Annotated in this window: 14 protein-coding genes; 8 read left to right on the top strand and 6 right to left on the bottom strand. The window is 64.5% G+C overall.

All coding sequences use genetic code 11. The features are described 5' to 3' along the window. From HNR05_RS02030 to HNR05_RS02015, 4 genes are all read right to left on the bottom strand, one after another. On the bottom strand, positions 1–2,391 hold the full coding sequence (locus HNR05_RS02030) for a phosphoketolase family protein (RefSeq protein ID WP_179577504.1): 2,391 nt from the start codon (positions 2,389–2,391) through the stop codon (positions 1–3). Between the two features lie 107 nt (positions 2,392–2,498). Beyond that, positions 2,499–4,874 carry a glycoside hydrolase family 65 protein gene (locus HNR05_RS02025; protein WP_179577503.1) on the bottom strand — a complete coding sequence of 792 codons (2,376 nt, stop codon included), beginning with the start codon at positions 4,872–4,874 and terminating at the stop codon, positions 2,499–2,501. Continuing rightward, positions 4,871–5,668 carry an HAD family hydrolase gene (locus HNR05_RS02020; protein ID WP_179577502.1) on the bottom strand — a complete coding sequence of 266 codons (798 nt, stop codon included), beginning with the start codon at positions 5,666–5,668 and terminating at the stop codon, positions 4,871–4,873. Before HNR05_RS02020 ends, HNR05_RS02025 begins: the two co-directional genes overlap by 4 nt. Before the next feature lie 157 nt (positions 5,669–5,825). Next, positions 5,826–7,250, bottom strand: a complete 1,425-nt coding sequence (locus HNR05_RS02015) for a cryptochrome/photolyase family protein (RefSeq protein ID WP_179577501.1) — start codon at positions 7,248–7,250, stop codon at positions 5,826–5,828. A 177-nt stretch (positions 7,251–7,427) separates the two neighbouring features. Between HNR05_RS02015 and HNR05_RS02010 the strand changes: the two genes are divergently transcribed. The 6 genes from HNR05_RS02010 (at position 7,428) to HNR05_RS01985 (ending at position 11,486) form a co-directional block, all read left to right on the top strand. After that, entirely contained in the window at positions 7,428–8,753 is a 1,326-nt protein-coding gene (locus HNR05_RS02010) for a DUF2254 family protein (RefSeq protein WP_218868786.1), read from the top strand. Positions 8,754–8,806: 53 nt separating this feature from the next. Continuing rightward, positions 8,807–9,040, top strand: coding sequence for a hypothetical protein (locus HNR05_RS02005; RefSeq protein ID WP_179577499.1), 234 nt, complete (start codon positions 8,807–8,809; stop codon positions 9,038–9,040). 127 nt (positions 9,041–9,167) lie between these two features. Beyond that, entirely contained in the window at positions 9,168–9,521 is a 354-nt protein-coding gene (locus HNR05_RS02000) for a PadR family transcriptional regulator (RefSeq protein ID WP_179577498.1), read from the top strand. Between the two features lie 2 nt (positions 9,522–9,523). Further along, positions 9,524–9,892 (top strand): DUF1048 domain-containing protein, encoded by a 369-nt coding sequence (locus HNR05_RS01995; protein ID WP_179577497.1) that lies wholly within the window; start codon positions 9,524–9,526, stop codon positions 9,890–9,892. After that, complete coding sequence (locus HNR05_RS01990; RefSeq protein ID WP_179577496.1) at positions 9,889–10,725, top strand: ABC transporter ATP-binding protein; 837 nt, start codon at positions 9,889–9,891, stop codon at positions 10,723–10,725. Before HNR05_RS01995 ends, HNR05_RS01990 begins: the two co-directional genes overlap by 4 nt. Then, on the top strand, positions 10,722–11,486 hold the full coding sequence (locus HNR05_RS01985) for an ABC transporter permease (protein ID WP_179577495.1): 765 nt from the start codon (positions 10,722–10,724) through the stop codon (positions 11,484–11,486). Before HNR05_RS01990 ends, HNR05_RS01985 begins: the two co-directional genes overlap by 4 nt. Before the next feature lie 54 nt (positions 11,487–11,540). On the opposite strand, the gene HNR05_RS01980 is transcribed toward HNR05_RS01985, so the two are convergent. Continuing rightward, complete coding sequence (locus HNR05_RS01980; RefSeq protein ID WP_179577494.1) at positions 11,541–12,212, bottom strand: GAP family protein; 672 nt, start codon at positions 12,210–12,212, stop codon at positions 11,541–11,543. A gap of 165 nt (positions 12,213–12,377) precedes the next feature. On the opposite strand from HNR05_RS01980, the gene HNR05_RS01975 reads away from it, so the two are divergent. Together HNR05_RS01975 and HNR05_RS01970 are read left to right on the top strand one after the other, a co-directional pair. After that, complete coding sequence (locus HNR05_RS01975; RefSeq protein WP_179577493.1) at positions 12,378–12,641, top strand: hypothetical protein; 264 nt, start codon at positions 12,378–12,380, stop codon at positions 12,639–12,641. A gap of 253 nt (positions 12,642–12,894) precedes the next feature. Further along, a complete protein-coding gene (locus HNR05_RS01970; protein ID WP_179577492.1) occupies positions 12,895–15,069 on the top strand; it encodes a beta-glucosidase in 2,175 nt (724 codons plus the stop codon). Between the two features lie 22 nt (positions 15,070–15,091). Here the strand turns inward: HNR05_RS01970 and HNR05_RS01965 are convergent, their stop codons facing one another. Next, complete coding sequence (locus HNR05_RS01965; protein ID WP_179577491.1) at positions 15,092–16,570, bottom strand: MGDG synthase family glycosyltransferase; 1,479 nt, start codon at positions 16,568–16,570, stop codon at positions 15,092–15,094. Positions 16,571–16,604: the final 34 nt, after the last annotated feature.

The raw sequence follows: 16,604 nt of genomic DNA, 5'->3' as shown, positions 1-16,604 counted from the left end.
TCACGGTGTCCCCCATCGCCAGTTGAGGATTTCGGGCAGGTCCTGACCGTGCGTGTTGATATACACGTTGTGCTCGATCAATTTGTCGGCGACCATCTGCTTCAGATAGCTCCCCCGGGCGCCTAATCCAGGGACCCGGTCGACGACATCCTGCACCAGATGGAATCGGTCCAGACGGTTCTGCACCCGCATGTCGAACGGGGTGGTGATCGTGCCCTCCTCGTCGTAGCCGCGCACGTGGATGTTGCGGTTTGTTCGACGATAGGTGAGCCGGTGTACGAGCCAGGGGTACCCATGGAAGGCGAACACGATCGGTTTGTCGGCGGTAAACAGGGAGTCGAAGTCGATGTCGCTCAGCCCGTGCGGGTGCTCGGCGGCCGGCTGCAGTTTCATCAGATCCACCACATTGATCACCCGCACCTTTACCTCCGGCAGGTGCTCCCGCAGGATTGAGACCGCGGCCAGCGCCTCGAGGGTGGGCGTGTCGCCGCAGCAGGCCAGCACCACGTCTGGTTCAGTTCCTTGATCGCTGCTGGCCCATTCCCAGATTCCGATTCCTTCGGTGCAGTGCACGACCGCCTGGTCAATGCTCAACCATTGCGGCATCGGATGCTTGCCGGCCACGATCACATTCACGTAGTTTCGGCTGCGCAGGCAGTGATCAGCCACCGACAGCAAGCAGTTCGCGTCCGGCGGCAGATACACCCGCACGATGTCGGCCTTCTTGTTCACCACATGATCTAAAAATCCGGGATCCTGGTGGGTGAACCCGTTGTGGTCCTGCTGCCAGACATGGGAAGACAACACATAGTTCAACGAGGAAATCTTGCGCCGCCAGGGCAGTTGCGAGGTGACCTTCAACCATTTCGCGTGCTGGTTGAACATGGAGTCGACGATGTGAATGAATGCCTCATAGCAGTTGAACAGGCCGTGCCGGCCGGTCAGCAGATAGCCCTCCAGCCAGCCCTCGGACTGATGTTCGCTGAGCATCGAGTCCAACACCCGCCCCGACGGTGCCAAGGATTCATCATTCGGGGCCGTGCGAGCGTCCCATTGGCGATCGGTCACCTCGAACACCGCGCCCAGCATGTTGGAGAGGGTCTCGTCGGGGCCAAAGATCCGAAAATTGCGGCTCTCATGGTTCACGGCGATGATGTCGCGCAGGAACTGCCCGAGCACCGTCATGTCCGACGCCTGGGCCGCGCCCGGCGAGACCACCTCGACGGCGTGATGCTGAAAGTCCGGCATCCTCAGGTCCTGCAGCAAAACACCCCCGTTGGTATGCGGATTGGCTCCCATCCGCCGCTGGCCTCGCGGCGCCAGCGCGGCTAACTCGGGAACCAGCCGACCGGTGTCATCAAAGAGTTCCTCGGGCCGGTAGCTTCTCATCCAGGTCTCCAAGTGCGCCACGTGCTCCGGATGATCCGAATTCACGAGCAACGGCACTTGGTGGGAGCGGAATGTGCCCTCCACCTGCAGCCCGTCGACGACCTTCGGCCCGGTCCACCCTTTCGGGGATCGCAACACGATTACCGGCCAGCGGGGCCGGGTCGCGGTGCCCCCTGCGCGTGCGTCCGATTGGGCATGGCGAATCTTCTCAATCGCAGCATCGACAGCTGCGGCCATCAGCTGGTGCATCGCTTCTGGAACGTCGCCTTCGACGAAGAGCGGATCCCAGCCGCAGCCTCGCAGGAATTGCTCCAGCTCCTCATGTTCGATGCGAGCCAAGATCGTGGGGTTGCTGATCTTGTAGCCGTTCAGGTGAAGGATCGGCAGCACCGCCCCATCGCTTACCGGATCCAAGAACTTGTTCGACTGCCACGACGTCGCAAGCGGTCCCGTCTCGGCTTCACCGTCTCCGATCACGCACGCCACGATCAGATCCGGGTTGTCGAAGACCGCCCCGAACGCATGACTGAGCGAGTACCCCAGTTCGCCGCCCTCGTGAATCGACCCGGGGGTGGTCGGTGCGACATGGCTGGAAATCCCCCCGGGGAACGAGAACTGGGTGAAAAGCCGCTTCATCCCGGCCTCATCCTGGCTGACATCAGGGTAGATCTCGCTGTAACTACCCTCCAGATAGGTATTCCCGACGAGTGCGGGGCCACCGTGCCCCGGCCCGGCCACGTAGAACATATCGAGGTCGTAGGTCGTGATTGCCCGGTTGAGATGCACGTAGATGAAGTTCTGCCCGGGCGTCGTCCCCCAATGCCCCACCACCAACGGCTTCACATCTGCGAGCGTCAACGGTTTGCGCAACAACGGGTTGTCGTACAGATAGATCTGACCCACCGACAGATAATTTGCGGCCCGCCAATACGCGTCCATCAGATGAAGCTGCTGGGCCGATAACGGCTTCGTGCTCGCGGGAGTGAGGGTGGAATCAGTCATAACAAATTCCTTTGTTGGCGCGAATAGAATGCGCTGCCAGGACCGGAGCAACACCCCACGGTACGTACGCGAATCGTGTCGTGTCAACCACGATCGGCAAGCTTGCGCTATCGGCCCGGAGCCGGACGGAATCCTCCGGTGTCGTGCGCGGGAGAACGATGGGCCGGCTGAACCGGCCTCATGCCGGCTGCGGTGGCCACACGAATCGGCCGGCTCTGCGGCGCGTGCGCGGATACCGACAGCAGGGTGTCATAGTGGCGAAGCTGCAGCGACGGTCCGCTCGTGCGGTGATACGTTGCCTGGGTGCGCGTCACCTCAACCCGGAGCGTGCCGCCAGCCAGGTGCACACCGAAACTCATCCGGGACACGCCGTGCGGTAATCGGGGCGCGAAGGCCAAACCACTTTCGTCGTGCCGCATTCCGCCATACCCGGCGACGAGAACACTCCAGATGCCAGCCAGAGATGCGATATGCAATCCGTCGCGGGTGTTGTGTTCGGTGTCATTCAAATCCAGGAATGCGGATTCAGTGAGGTAGTCGTGCGCGAGATCGAACTGGCCAACCTCAGCGGCAATCACCGCTTGCACGCTGGACGACAGCGACGAGTCGCGCACGGTCAACGCCTCATAGTAGGCGAAGTTTTGGGCTTTCTGTTCGGCGGTGAAGGCGTCAGATCGCAGATGCATGGCCAGCACCAGGTCAGCTTGTTTGACCACTTGCTTGCGGTACAGATCGAAGTAGGGAAAGTGCAGCAGCAGCGGGTATTCGTCGGCGCCGGTGTTCTCGAAGTCCCATTTTTCGTGTCGGGTGAAGCCCTCAGACTGCGGGTGCACTCCGAGCGCGCGGTCGAAGGGGATGAACATCCGTACAGCCGCTCGGCGCCACGTCGCCGTCTCGTCGGCACCGATTTGCAGATCCGCGGCACGCTCCGGATATCGGGCGATGATGTCCGCGGCCGCGGTCAAGTTCCGCTGTGCCATCAGGTTGGTATAGACGTTGTTGTCGGCGACGGCGCTGTACTCGTCGGGGCCGGTCACTCCGTCGATGCGAAAGCTCCCGTCCCCGCTGAAATACCCGAGCGACGCCCACAAACGAGCAGTATGCACCAGCAGATCCAGCCCGATCGATCGTTCGAACGGCCGGTCTCCGGTGGCGTTCACATAGCGCAGCACGGCGTCGGCGATGTCCGCGTTGATGTGGAAGGCGGCGACTCCCGCCGGCCAATACCCGGAGCATTCCTCACCATGGATAGTGCGCCAAGGGAACGTCGCCCCGGCCAGACCCAGCTGTCTTGCGCGGGTGAGTGCCGCAGGCAGGGTGTCATGCCGCCACCGCAACGTGTTCGCGGCGGCGGCGGGAATCAAGTAGGTCAGGGCTGCCAGGACATAACTCTCCATGTCCCAGAATGCGTGCCCGTCATATCCCGGCCCGGTCAGTCCCTTCGCCGGGATGGCCACACCTTCGACCCGTGCGCCCGCCTGCATGGTGTGGAAGAGGGCAAATCGAGCCGCCTGCTGCAGGCGCACATCCCCATCGATTTGGATGTCGCAGCGCGCCCAGAATTCGTCGAGGTATCGGCGCTGTTCGGCGACAAGCTCGTCCCAGCCCGTGGCCATTGCTCCGGTGAGCGCGGCATCCGCGTGCCCCTGAACTGCCGGCAGTGATCGAGAATCAGACCAGGCGAATGCCACCATCTTGACCAGGCGAAGTTTCTGCCCCGGCTGCAGAACAGCCGATACGCTCACGCGGCCCAAATCCGGTGAAGACTCCGCCCGGGATTCGCTGCCCGGCGGGCCTTCCACGAGATGATCCATTGTGGCGGCGATCGTCAGCCGACTGCGCCGCGTGAGATGTGCCAGGCTGACCCGAAGCCCCTCGGCTCGATTCAGGACGCCGACGAGAACGTCGGTCAAGTGCCGGGCACCGCGAGGATCCGTCTCCTCCGCGGGAATCGGTTCGTTCGCGATCAACTCCGACTGCAACACCACCCGAGCTGGCGCATCCAGCACCTCGACTTCATACTCGACCGCCGCGACCGAACGTTGGGTGAATGAGATGATCCGACGGGAGGTGAGTTTCAGAGCACGGCCGGCCGGGGACACCCACTCCACCCTCCGGCTGAGCAGACCGCTCTGAAAGTCAAGACACAGCTCGTGCGAGCGCAGCACACCGGTGCGGATATCGAATGGTTCGTCATCGACCAGCAAACGGATCAACTTCCCGTTGGTCACATTGATCAGGCTTTGGCCGGACTCGGGATACCCGAAACCGGCTTCGGCGTAGGGAAGCGGATGCAACTCGAAGACCCCGCTCAGGTACGAGCCCGGGAGGCCGTGCGGTTCCCCCTCATCCAGGTTGCCGCGCCAGCCAAGATACCCGTTCGACAGGGCGAAAACCGACTCGAGTTGGGCCAGCACGTTCACATCCAGGGCCCCCGCGCGCAGGCACCAGGGCTCGGCCGTGAAATCCGGATGCTGGATCACTCGCGCATCAACAGCTCGGTGAGATCAGACACAACAATCGTCGCCCCATGCGCCCGCAACGCATCCGCCTGCCCCACCCGATCCACCCCGATGACCTGACCGAAACCGCCCGCTCGTCCGGCCTCGACCCCCGAAAGGGCGTCCTCGAAGACGACACAGCGCGCCGGTGCGAGTCCGAGTGCGCGGGCGGCGAACAGGTACATGTCCGGTGCGGGCTTGCCAGCCAAATGCTCCCGCAGCGCGGTCATCCCGTCCACCCGAACCTGAAACAGGCCCTCGATACCGGCCGCCTTCAACACCCTGTGGCAATTGGTGCTCGACGACACCACTGCACACCGGATGCCGACCCTGCCGATCGCCTGCAGATATTGAACCGACCCGGCATAGACCTGCACGCCGTTCTCGGTCAGAAGTTGCAGGACACGTTCGTTCTTTCGCGCTCCCAATCCCTGCACCGTCTCTGCGCTCGTCTCTGCGCTAGCGCCAGCATCCGCCCCCTCTCCCCGCGGGCTCCGTTCAGAAAGGACGATTCCGCGTGACGCCAGAAACGACCGGATCCCATCTTCACGGGGCTCACCGTCCACGTACTGGTCGTAGTCGGCGTGCGCATCGAAGGGCACAAACGGGGTGTTCGTACGATTCGAATACTCCTGCAAGAACCGATCGAATGTGTCTTTCCACGCGGCCGCGTGCACCGTTGCGGTGCGGGTCAACACCCCATCCAGATCAAAAAGGCATCCGTCAACGTCTGCGGAAAGTCCGACCGAGAGCGTGCGTCTCTGTTTCGCCCGCATGTACGCCCTCGCTCACTGAACTTCAACCGCCGACAGGGGTGGAGGAACACCATGAACATACGTCCAATAAACTGCCGGGTCAACGAAAACAGTCAACCCGCGGTGCGACAGTCCTCGGCACGCACGACCACCGGTCGCCGCTTGATCAGCACTGCTTTCAGGATGCCGGCGTGTTCGTGGACTGCTCCCGGAGACTCTGGTAGGCCGAGAGCGCAGCCCGCCTCGACGCGGCGAGGTCGACGACGGCGTCGGGGTAGTCCGGCGTGTCCCAGTCCGGCAGATGCCGGCGAATGTAAACCCCGTGCGGGTCGAACTTCTTCGCCTGCAACTCTGGGTTGAACACGCGAAAGTAGGGTGCCGCGTCAGCGCCCGATCCGGCCACCCATTGCCAGTTGAAGGGGTTGGCGGCGGCATCCGCGTCGACCAAGGTGTCCCAAAACCAGCGCTCACCCTCGCGCCAGTCAATCAGGAGGTTTTTCGTGAGAAAAGATGCCACCACCATCCGAACGCGGTTGTGCATTGTTCCGGTGTGCCAGAGTTCACGCATTCCGGCATCGACGAGGGGGACTCCGGTTCGGCCCTGCTGCCAAGCCTCGAGGGCATTCCGGTCAAGCGCGGGCCACGGAAATTTGTCGTAGTCAGCACGCCAGTTGCGCTCGGCGAGGTCGGGAAAGTGAAAGAGCACATGCCAGGAGAACTCCCGCCAGCCAACTTCGGTGAGGAATCGGGTTGCCCCCTCTGCGGCAAGCGCAGAGAGCCCCGCGCGAACTCGACCGACCTCGTGCCAGATCTGATGGGCGCTCAGCTCTCCCCACCGCAGATGCGGTGACAGGCGCGACGTGACCTGTCGGCCGGGAACGTCGCGTCCCTGCGCATACTCGTCAAGGTCGTCGCTGATGAAGCTGTGCAGACGCGCCCACGCGGCATCCTCCCCCGGAGTCCACGTATCACGGAGTCCCTGCGCCCAGTCGGGCCGAGTCGGCTGTAACGCCCAGTCCGCCAGTAACTCCGTGGCGACCACCGTGGGCGGGCCAGCCGCGCGACCGGGCACCGGCAGCGGATGGCGCGGCTCGGGACCGCCGCGGCAGGCCCGCCAGAACGGGGTGAACACCGAATACGGGGTGCCGGCTCCGGTGGCGATCGTCCACGGTTCAAACAGCAGCGAAGCCTGAAAACTCTCGGCCTGAATCCCGTCTTCTCTCAGGTGCGCCTTCAACTGCGTGTCGACCGCAATTTCACCGGCACCGTAGCGTCTGTTCCACAACACAGCCGTGGCTCCAGTCTCCGCCACCACCTCGGGAACGACGCGCAGCGCCGGCCCGCTCCGCAACACAAACGGAATCCCCAGTTCGGCCACGGAGAGCTGCAGCGACGCAAGGCTCTGGTGGAGCCACCACTTCGATGCTGCTCCCAACGGCCGGATGCCCGGGCTCACCTCGTCACGAACGTATAACGCAATGACCGGTGCACCCCGATCCACGGCCATCGTCAACGCGGGATTGTCGGCCACACGCAAATCGTCCCGGAACACGACCACCGTTGCCCCGCCGGAGGCGGCTGAAAGGCCGTCGTCTCTGCTCATTGTTCACCCTGTCGTCGCGCTTCAGTGCCCTGAAGTTTACAGGGGCCTGCAGCCGAGATGCCGCCGATGCCAGCCCGAAGCAGCCCCGCGACGACGGTATCTCCCCCTCCCAAGGACGGGTTTGTTAGGGTAAGACTTTCTCAACCATCGCTGTCGAACTGTTTGGGGGCTCGTGACGTGTTAACCCACAGTGTCGCACGTGATGCCTTTCGGGCGCAGCTGTGGCCGATCCCTGTCACCGGCGTGGTGCTGGCCGTCGTCGCCGGACTATTCCTGCCGCACCTTGACGCCGGCGTCGATGGAAACCTGCCCGGTTGGCTTGATGCGGTGGTGTTTTCGGGAGACCCGGATGCATCACGGACCGTTCTGGACGCGGTCGCGAGTTCACTCATCACCGTGACCGCTCTCACCTTTTCGCTCACCGTCGTGACACTGCAACTGGCAAGCAGCCAGTTCTCCCCGCGTTTGCTGCGCACCTTCACGCAGGATCTCTTTGTCCAAGCCACATTGGCGCTGTTTCTCGCGACGTTCACCTATTCGCTCACGGTGCTCCGGTCCGTGCGCTCGAGCGTTGATGGCGGCACCGCGGCGTTTGTTCCCCGAATCGCAGTCACGGTCTCTTTTCTTCTCGCCCTGGCCAGCGTCATCGTCCTGGTGCTCTTCCTCGCGCATCTGACCCGACAAATCCGCGTCGAGACAATGCTGCACAACGTTCATCTGGACGCGAGTCGCACGATCGCTGCGAACCTCATTCGACGTAGTGACGACAGCGTCGCCCCTCCCCCGACTCCGGCGCAGTCCACTCGGGTCTTTGCGACCGAATCCGGGTTTCTGCTCCGTGTCGACCAGCGCCAGCTCGTCGATCTTGCGGATGACGTCGACGCAGTCATCCGCATAGACCGTGAACCGGGTGATTTCCTCGTGACCGGAACTCCGCTCGCTACGTTCTGGCAGCCGGGCGGTGGGTGCCTGACCGAACCCGACGTCATCACGAGGGTGCGGGCGGGTGTGGGCGAAGCAGTTCACACGGGGCCTGAGCGCACCGCCGCTCAGGATGTCGGCCACGGCCTGCGACAACTCACTGACGTCGTCAATAAAGCGCTGTCACCGGGGATCAACGATCCCACGACGGCGGTGCACGCCCTGGGCCACATTTCAAGCCTGCTTGTTGAACTGACCAGGTATCAGCTAGGCCCCGTCACGCTCACCGGCGCGGGGAATGTGCCCCGCGTCATCCTGAACCGGCCGAGCTTCGAGGGCCACCTCGACGCGTCGATCACCCAGCCTCGGCGGTACGGGGCGTCGGATCCGGCAGTCGTCAACAGCCTGTTCCGACTGTGTGAAGATCTCGCCTGGAACAGCCCGCGCGAGCACTACCCGGTCATCGCCCATCAGCTCGAAAGGCTGCGAGCCTCGATCGCCGACGAGTCCTTTGATGACGTCGAGCGAAGCCGCTTCGCAAAGCTGCACGACACGGTAGTCGCCCTCCTCCGGCGGCCGTGACGAGCACCAGCGCCGCATCGTCTTGATTCGGGCCGCCATGGGATAATTGCATCGTGGATGCCTCGTTGCTTTCGATATTCTTGCCGATCGTGGTGGTGGGCATCATCGGCGGATTCGCCGCGTGGGTACTATGCGATGCCCGGTCCCACGAACATGACGACCGGCCAGTGGTTGCCACGTTCTTCGGATGGACGGTCGATCGCTCGAGCACCTGGGCCGCGCTCTGTCTCGTGCTTTTCGTGGCCGCGTTCCCTCTCTACCTCGTTGCCCGGCGCGAGAGCGACTGATCCTCTGGGTTCGGCTGCGGAGCATCCGCCCAACCGAATGTCACTATTCAGTCTTGCTCCCTACTGGTAGTCGGCGTTACTATCTAGTGGTAGTCGGTGTCACTAGATAGCTAAAGGAATGCAGTCCATGGGCAAGCAGCAGATGACCGAGATGCTCAAAGGAACGCTCGAAGGCATCGTGCTCACCATCCTGGCCGGGCAGCCGGCCTACGGGTACGAAATCACGGCCCAGCTGCGCGAGCAAGGCTTCGCCGACATCGTCGAGGGCACGGTCTACGCGTTGCTGGTCAGGATCGAGCAGCGCGGCTTTGTGGACGTGGCGAAGGTCCCCTCCGAGAAGGGGCCGCCACGCAAGGTCTACTCCGTGAACGCACGCGGCGTCGACTACCTCGATGAGTTTTGGAGAACCTGGGGCTTCCTTGCGGAACACATTGAACGGCTCCGACCTCACGCCGAATCCCCTCAGGAAGAAGGACAGTAACCATGGCAGCAAAGTGGCTCGAGGCTCTCACTGGATCGCTCGAGCAGAAGAAGCAGTATAAACAGCACAAGGCCCGCATCGACGCTCTCCCCGAGCCGTACGGAACTGCCGCGAAGGCGATGCACCGGTACTTCATGTACTACGGGGGCATGACCGACGGCGACACCCTCATCACGATGTTCGGCGATCTGGCCGACCTGTGGGAGCGCGCCGCGGTTGACGGGACTCCCGTGCGCGAGATCGTCGGCGACGACCCGGTCGATTTCGCCGAGACGTTCGTTCAGGCCTATGCCGGCAAGAAGTGGATCGACCCGGAGCGCGCGCGCCTGAACAAAGCGATCGGGGACGCTGAGCGAGAAGAACGGACATGACCAGGAAACCCGCAATCCGGGTGACGGGCATCGAAAAGTCGTTCAAGGACGTGGAGGTGCTGCGGGGCGTCGACTTCGACGTCGAGGCGGGGAGCATTTTCGCGCTGCTCGGCTCGAACGGTGCGGGCAAGACCACGCTGGTACGGATCCTGTCGACACTGTTGAAAGCCGACGCGGGCACCGCCACCGTCCACGGCTTCGACGTGGGCGCGCGTGCCAGTGACGTACGCGAATCGATCAGCCTCACCGGCCAATTCGCCGCTGTTGATGAGGTGCTTTCTGGACGAGAGAACCTCGTGCTGATCGCCAAATTGCGTCATCTCAAGGGCCCGGGTGCGATTGCCGAAGAGCTGCTCGCCCGGTTCTCCCTCGCCGACGCCGGCGACCGCAAGGCTGCAACATACTCGGGCGGTATGCGACGCAGGCTCGACATCGCGATGAGCCTGATCGGAAATCCCCCGATCATCTTCCTGGACGAACCGACCAACGGACTCGATCCCCAGGCGCGCATCGAGGTCTGGCAGACCGTCAAGAAGCTCGCCAGTCAGGGCACGACCGTGCTGCTCACCACGCAGTATCTCGACGAGGCGGAACAGCTCGCAGACCGCATCGCGATTCTGCACAGGGGCACGATCATCCAGAACGGAACCCTCGCCGAGCTCAAGAAGCTTCTCCCCGCTGCCCCGGTTGAATACGTCGAGAAGCAGCCCTCCCTCGAGGACGTCTTCCTCGCCCTCGTCGGTGACACTGGCGAGACTGACACGGGAGGGCCCGGCGCCATCACCGACGACGGCACCGAGAGCGACGTCCAGACACAAAAGGAAATCCAATGACCACCCACGTGCTCGGCGACACCACCGTGCTGACCGGCCGCTCACTGCGTCATATCCTGCGAAGCCCCGACACGATCATCACCACCGTGGTCACCCCCATCGCGCTCATGCTGTTGTTCGTGTACGTGCTCGGTGGCGCGATCCACACGGGATCGCGGCAGTCGTACGTCAACTACCTACTCCCCGGCATTCTGCTCATCACGATCGCGTCGGGCATCGCATACACCGCGTACCGACTGTTCCTCGACCTGCAGGGCGGGATCTTCGAACGCTTCCAGTCCATGCCGATCGCGAGGTCGAGCGCGCTCTGGGCACACGTGCTCACCTCGCTGGCCGCCAACCTGGTCTCCGTCGCGGTCGTCATCGGCGTCGCCCTGATCTTAGGGTTTCGCACTGGAGCATCCGTCGCCGCCTGGCTCGCCATTGCCGGAATACTGATCTTGTTCACCTTCGCGCTGACCTGGCTCGCCGTGATCGCCGGACTCTCGGCGAAGACGGTCGACGGGGCGAGCGCGTTCAGTTACCCGCTGATCTTCCTGCCGTTCATCAGCTCGGCCTTCGTGCCGACCAGCTCGATGCCCGGCCCGGTCGCCTGGTTCGCCGAATACCAGCCCGTCACCTCCATCGTGAACACCGTCCGAGCCTTGTTCGCGGTGCAGCCCGTCGGCAGTGACATCTGGGTCGCCCTCGCCTGGCTCGTCGGAATCCTTGTCGTGGCCTACGCCGTCGCGATCGCGCTGTACCGTCGAAGGATGAGCTGAGGCCTGCGCGGCTTCCGGTCGCTACCCCACCCCAACGCGCAGTTTCATGCCGCGTCAGAAGCTGCTGATGCCTTTTGCGATCACGACGACACCGATGATGAGAAGCAAGGTTGCCATCACTGTCGCGTTGTTGTTCAGCAACCAGATGTGCAGTTTCTGCAATGGGACGCGCATCTGCTGGGCTGCGAACAGGTTGCCGATGACAGGAATACCCACAGTCGAGGCTGCGATGAGTGCATAGATCACAGTTGCAATCGCATCGCTTCCGATCGACTGCGAGTCCGACCCCAGCGCGATGCCGGCCGAGGCCCCGATGAGTAGGTTCTTCGGGTTGAGTCCGGCAAGAAGGAATCCGATCACGAATCCCCGAAAAGCGGTCATCGAGTCGATGGCGCTCATCCATGCGGGCAGGGTCGGTTTGACGCCTTCCTTGGGTCTTCCGCGCCATTGACCGACAGCGAGGACGAGTAGCCCCAGACCCAGAACGAGCTTGATGATTCCGACGATCGGTTGCGATTGGCCCGCTGGACTTTGCGGGATCACACTCGACAGCGCAGTGAAGACGACGACGACCAGCACGACGCCGACAACCCAGCCGAGCAGAAATCCGACACTGGTGCCTTGTGCTTTCAGCGAGAGCAGCATCAAAATGGCGGCGATGATCGGAATCGGGCTGATCGCGATTCCCAACGCCAGCGGAAGCAATTCTCCAATCGCCGAACCCATGATGGTCCTCTCTGCGGCGAGGGCTTCACGGCCGGCCGCGGAACGTTCGGTCCGGTACCGATGTCCGTTGCTGAACCTATCGAACGCTCGAGAACACAACGTCACCCGATCCGGATGATCCGGCCCTCTTGATTTACCCGAGAACACCCGCTCCCCGACGGCTCGGTGGACCGCACGGTTGCGCTGAAGCTGACGGATTCACGCGTTCCCGGCCGACGACCGGCGGCCTACCTGGCCACGATGACGAGCAGCGGCTCAACCATCAGGAAGACCGATCTTCTGGACGGAGCCGACGCGGAAGTGCACAGCACAACCCGGGCTTGGAAAGGCCTCATCATCGGTGGAGTCGATCTTGACACGGCGGACGGCATCACGCTCACCGGCGACGCAGAAGCCGTGCACGCTCTGGTGGGCGCAACCAAGCTCTAAACCCGCTTCCCGCTTGGGACCTCGCCTCGTGGCGACCTCCCCCGTCGCGAACCGCGTCGGGCCGGGTGGCGGCGCTTTCGAGGCCGCACTTCCGCAGACGCGCGCGCAGGGTGAAGAATCAAAGCATGGAACGGCGACAGTACGGTGGGCTGCGCGAGCGCAGGTGCGATGGGCTGCGCGAGCGCAGGTGCGATGGGCTGCGCGAGCGCAGGTGCGATGGGACGCCGGACTCCGGCCACGGTCCAAGCATACGATGACGGCAGAGGACACGACGTTTGGCGAGTCAGTCCGGGCGGTCCGGGCGGGCGAGTTCGGCGCAGATGAGGCCGCCGACCGGCTGATCGACCGGATGACCGATGGGGAGCTCCTCGGACTGCTTGACGGCGATTCCCCCCGGCGATTGCTGCCGCTCATCCCGATATTGCTGAGTCGGCGACCGTTTGTGGCGGGCGCGGTCCCCCGGCTCGGAGTTCCGGGCATCCGGTTCAGCGACGGAGGCCGCGGCGTGGTGATCGGGGCTTCCACTGCCTTTCCAGTGACGATTGCGCGGGCCGCGACCTGGGATCCGGCACTGGAGGAGCGGGTCGGCCTCGCGATCGGCCTGGAGACCCGGGCACGAGGAGCGAACTACTCCGCCTCCGTCTGCGTCAACCTGCTTCGCCACCCCGCGTGGGGCCGGGCGCAGGAATGCTACGGGGAAGACCCGGTGCTCACCGGCCGAATGGGATCCGCCCTGACCCGTGGCGTACGGGTGCACGCAATGGCCTGCGTAAAGCACTTCGCGCTCAACTCGATGGAGAACGAGCGTTTCGAGGTGGATGTGCGGGTCGACGAGCACGCGCTGCACGAGGTATACCTGCCGCATTTCAAAGCGGTCGTGGACGCCGGTGCCGACTCCGTGATGAGTGCCTACAACCGGGTGCGGGGCGAATACATGGACGTCAATCGCGCCCTTCTCACCGACGTACTGCGGCACGAATGGGGTTTCTCGGGGTTCGTGACGAGCGACTGGGTGTTCGGCACTCACGACGCGGTCGCCAGCCTGCACGCCGGGATGGACGTGGAGATGCCCCTGCGACTGCTGCGCGCCCGCGACCTGCCGGCGGCGCTGCGCACGGGTGACGTGGCCCGCGCGACTGTGCTGCAGTCTGCACACCGCATCCTGCGCACCAGCGTGCTCCATGCCGCGACCCGTGAGGTGGCGACGCCGAGCGCCGCTCTCATCGCCTCCCCGTCGCACCGAGCGCTCGCCCACCAGGTCGCAGCGGAGTCGATCGTGCTCCTGAAGAACGAGACCGTCGGCGCGGCGCGGCTGCTGCCCCTGGATCCCGGCATCCGGCACCTCGCTGTGATCGGCCGGCTGGCGACACGGGCGAACCTCGGTGATCATGGCTCGTCACGCGTTCGGCCGCCCTCAACTGTCTCGCCACTGCAGGGGCTGCGCGAGGCGCTTCCCCGGATGCGGATCACGACCAACTCCGGTCGGAACGCACGCGTCGCAGCCGCGGTGGCGGCAGCGGCAGAAACGGCGATCATCGTCGTCGGCATGGACCACCATGACGAGGGCGAGTCGGTCGTCACCGGCGGCGTCGACGTGGGCGTGCTCGGACGGTCGCTCGGATCGGGTCTCCTCCGTCGGCCGCTCATCGGTCTCGCACACGTGGTGTCACGTTTCGTGCGAGGTGGCGACCGCAGCTCGCTCGACCTGCGACCCTCCGATGTGCGCCTCATCCGCGCGGTCACCGCCGCCAACCCTCGAACCGTTGTCGTGCTCATCGGCGGCAGCGCGATCCTGACGGAGGCGTGGCGAGACCGCGTGCCGGCCCTCCTCGTCGCGTGGTACGGCGGGATGGAGGGTGGGCGCGCGCTCGCCAGCGTGCTGACCGGCAGCGCGGAGCCCGGCGGACGGCTGCCATTCGTGCTGCCGACGGATGCCGCGCATTTGCCGGCGTTCGACAGCGCGGCGAAGTCCGTGGTCTACGACGACGCGTGGGGTCAACGCCGGCTCGACGGCGAGGGACATGCGCCCGCGTTCCCGTTCGGGTTCGGCCTCGGCTACACGACGATCGAGCACCGACTTCTCAGCCACAGGTTCGATGACACGGGCGGCAGCGCGGACGTGCTCGTGACGAACACCGGCGATCGAGAGGGCTCGACCGTAGTGCAGGTCTATGCTGCAGACCTGTCGCTCGACCTGCCGGTGGCTCAGCTGTTGGGCTTCCAGAAAACGACGCTGCAGCCGCACACTCCAGCGGTCGTGACGGTCACACTCGATGCCGGGCCGACCCTGCAGCGCGATCCGGCGACGCGTCGCTGGTCGCCCCGCCCGGGTGAGTGGGCCCTGCTCGCCGCCCAACACAGCCCGAGCAGCTGGGCGCATGCGCGTCCGCTGCGCCAGACCGCCGGCACGGATGCCGAGAGCGGATGACCGAGGCTGCGCGCGGCCTTCGTCACCCGGTCGGGGCCCCCTCGACAAGGACAGGGGGATCTGCTGCGAGCGCTTCCACGCGGACCGGAAGCGAGTGGTCGTCGAGCAGCACGCTGCGGAACAACCGGCGTGCCTCGCTTCGGAACGGTACTCGGGTCTCGTCGAGCCGCAGCACCAGATTCCCGTCGGAGTCGGCATACCGCTTCTGCAGATCGTCGAGCTCCTCGGCCCGCATCAGCGCAACCGTGCTCTCAGTGGCTCCGTCGATCAGTCTGACCAGGGAAGACGGGCCCGTCAGGTCGCTCGCGACCGTGCGGTTTTCGCTCGCGGAGAGGATCGTCTTTTGGGCGGCGCGGGTCACGACCAGAGGACGGGACGGCCCGCTCAGCAGTCTGCTCGGCACCTCCGCGGCTGCGTCGGGGCGCCCGATGCGCTGCGCCGCAGCCTGCATCCGCTGGAGGCGACCTGGCTCCCGTAGCAGTTCGTCGATCTTCCAGCCGATCGTCGCGACCGAGTTACATCGAATGGCCGCCCCCTGCTCCATCAGGTAGTCGCCGTTGCGTACCTCCTGCCCCGGGATGGGGTTCACGAGAACCATGGGCAGCCCGGCAGCCATGCACTCCGACGCCGACAGCCCGCCCGGTTTGCCCACGAACAGGTCGGCGCGGCGCAGCAACTGCGGCATCTCCGTCGTGAAGCCGAGCACGCGGTAGCGGTTGCCGGCAGGCGCCACCAGCTGCTCGATACGCTGCCGCAACGCATCATTGCGTCCGCACACGACCGTGGCCGTGAACGGAGAGCGCATGTGCAGCGTCTGCCGAACGACCGCGACGGCATAGTCGCCGCCGGACGCGCCAGCGGAGATCAGGAGCATCGGCGGAGCCTCGCTGTCGCGCACGGGCGTCTGCTCCGGTTGCGCCGCGATCGGGATGCCGGTGACCGCGACACGGTCGGCAGGCAGGCCCATCGCCGTCAGCTGCGCCTTCCCCTCGTCCCGTGCCACGAAAACAGCATGGAACGCGCTCGTCAGCCACAAGCCCTGGAAATCGTAGTCCGTCGTGACGACGGCGATCCTCGCGTCGATCACGCCCCGAAGAAGAAGTGACGCCATGAGCTGGGCGGGCAAGAAGTGCGTGCAGACGATCGCGGTCGGTCGGAATCGTTTGATCGCACCGACAACAGGATGGGCGTTTGCCCGTGTCCAGGGGTCAATCGGGCCGCGGCGCCGGAACGGCTGATCGCTGATGTCGTAGCCCCACTCGACCAACCACGGCACGTTCTCGACCAGGACGAAGTACCCCCTTCCCAGCAGGTCGCGGTACAGCACGCTACTCACCTGCAGCACGTCCAGCACCTGGACTTCATCGATGTCGGAGCGCGCGGCGCATGCATCCTTGACCGCCGCGGCGGCGCTATTGTGCCCCGATCCCACCCCCGCAGAGAGGATCAGCACCCGCTCCCCTGCATCAGCGTTGGGGCCTCGTTCCGGCATCCTGCGCATGAAGAGATGATAGCGGGCCGCGTCACGTCGCGCC

This window comes from Leifsonia psychrotolerans (assembly GCF_013410665.1).
Lineage (GTDB): Bacteria > Actinomycetota > Actinomycetes > Actinomycetales > Microbacteriaceae > Cryobacterium > Cryobacterium psychrotolerans_A.
This window is presented reverse-complemented; position numbering and strand designations above follow the sequence as displayed.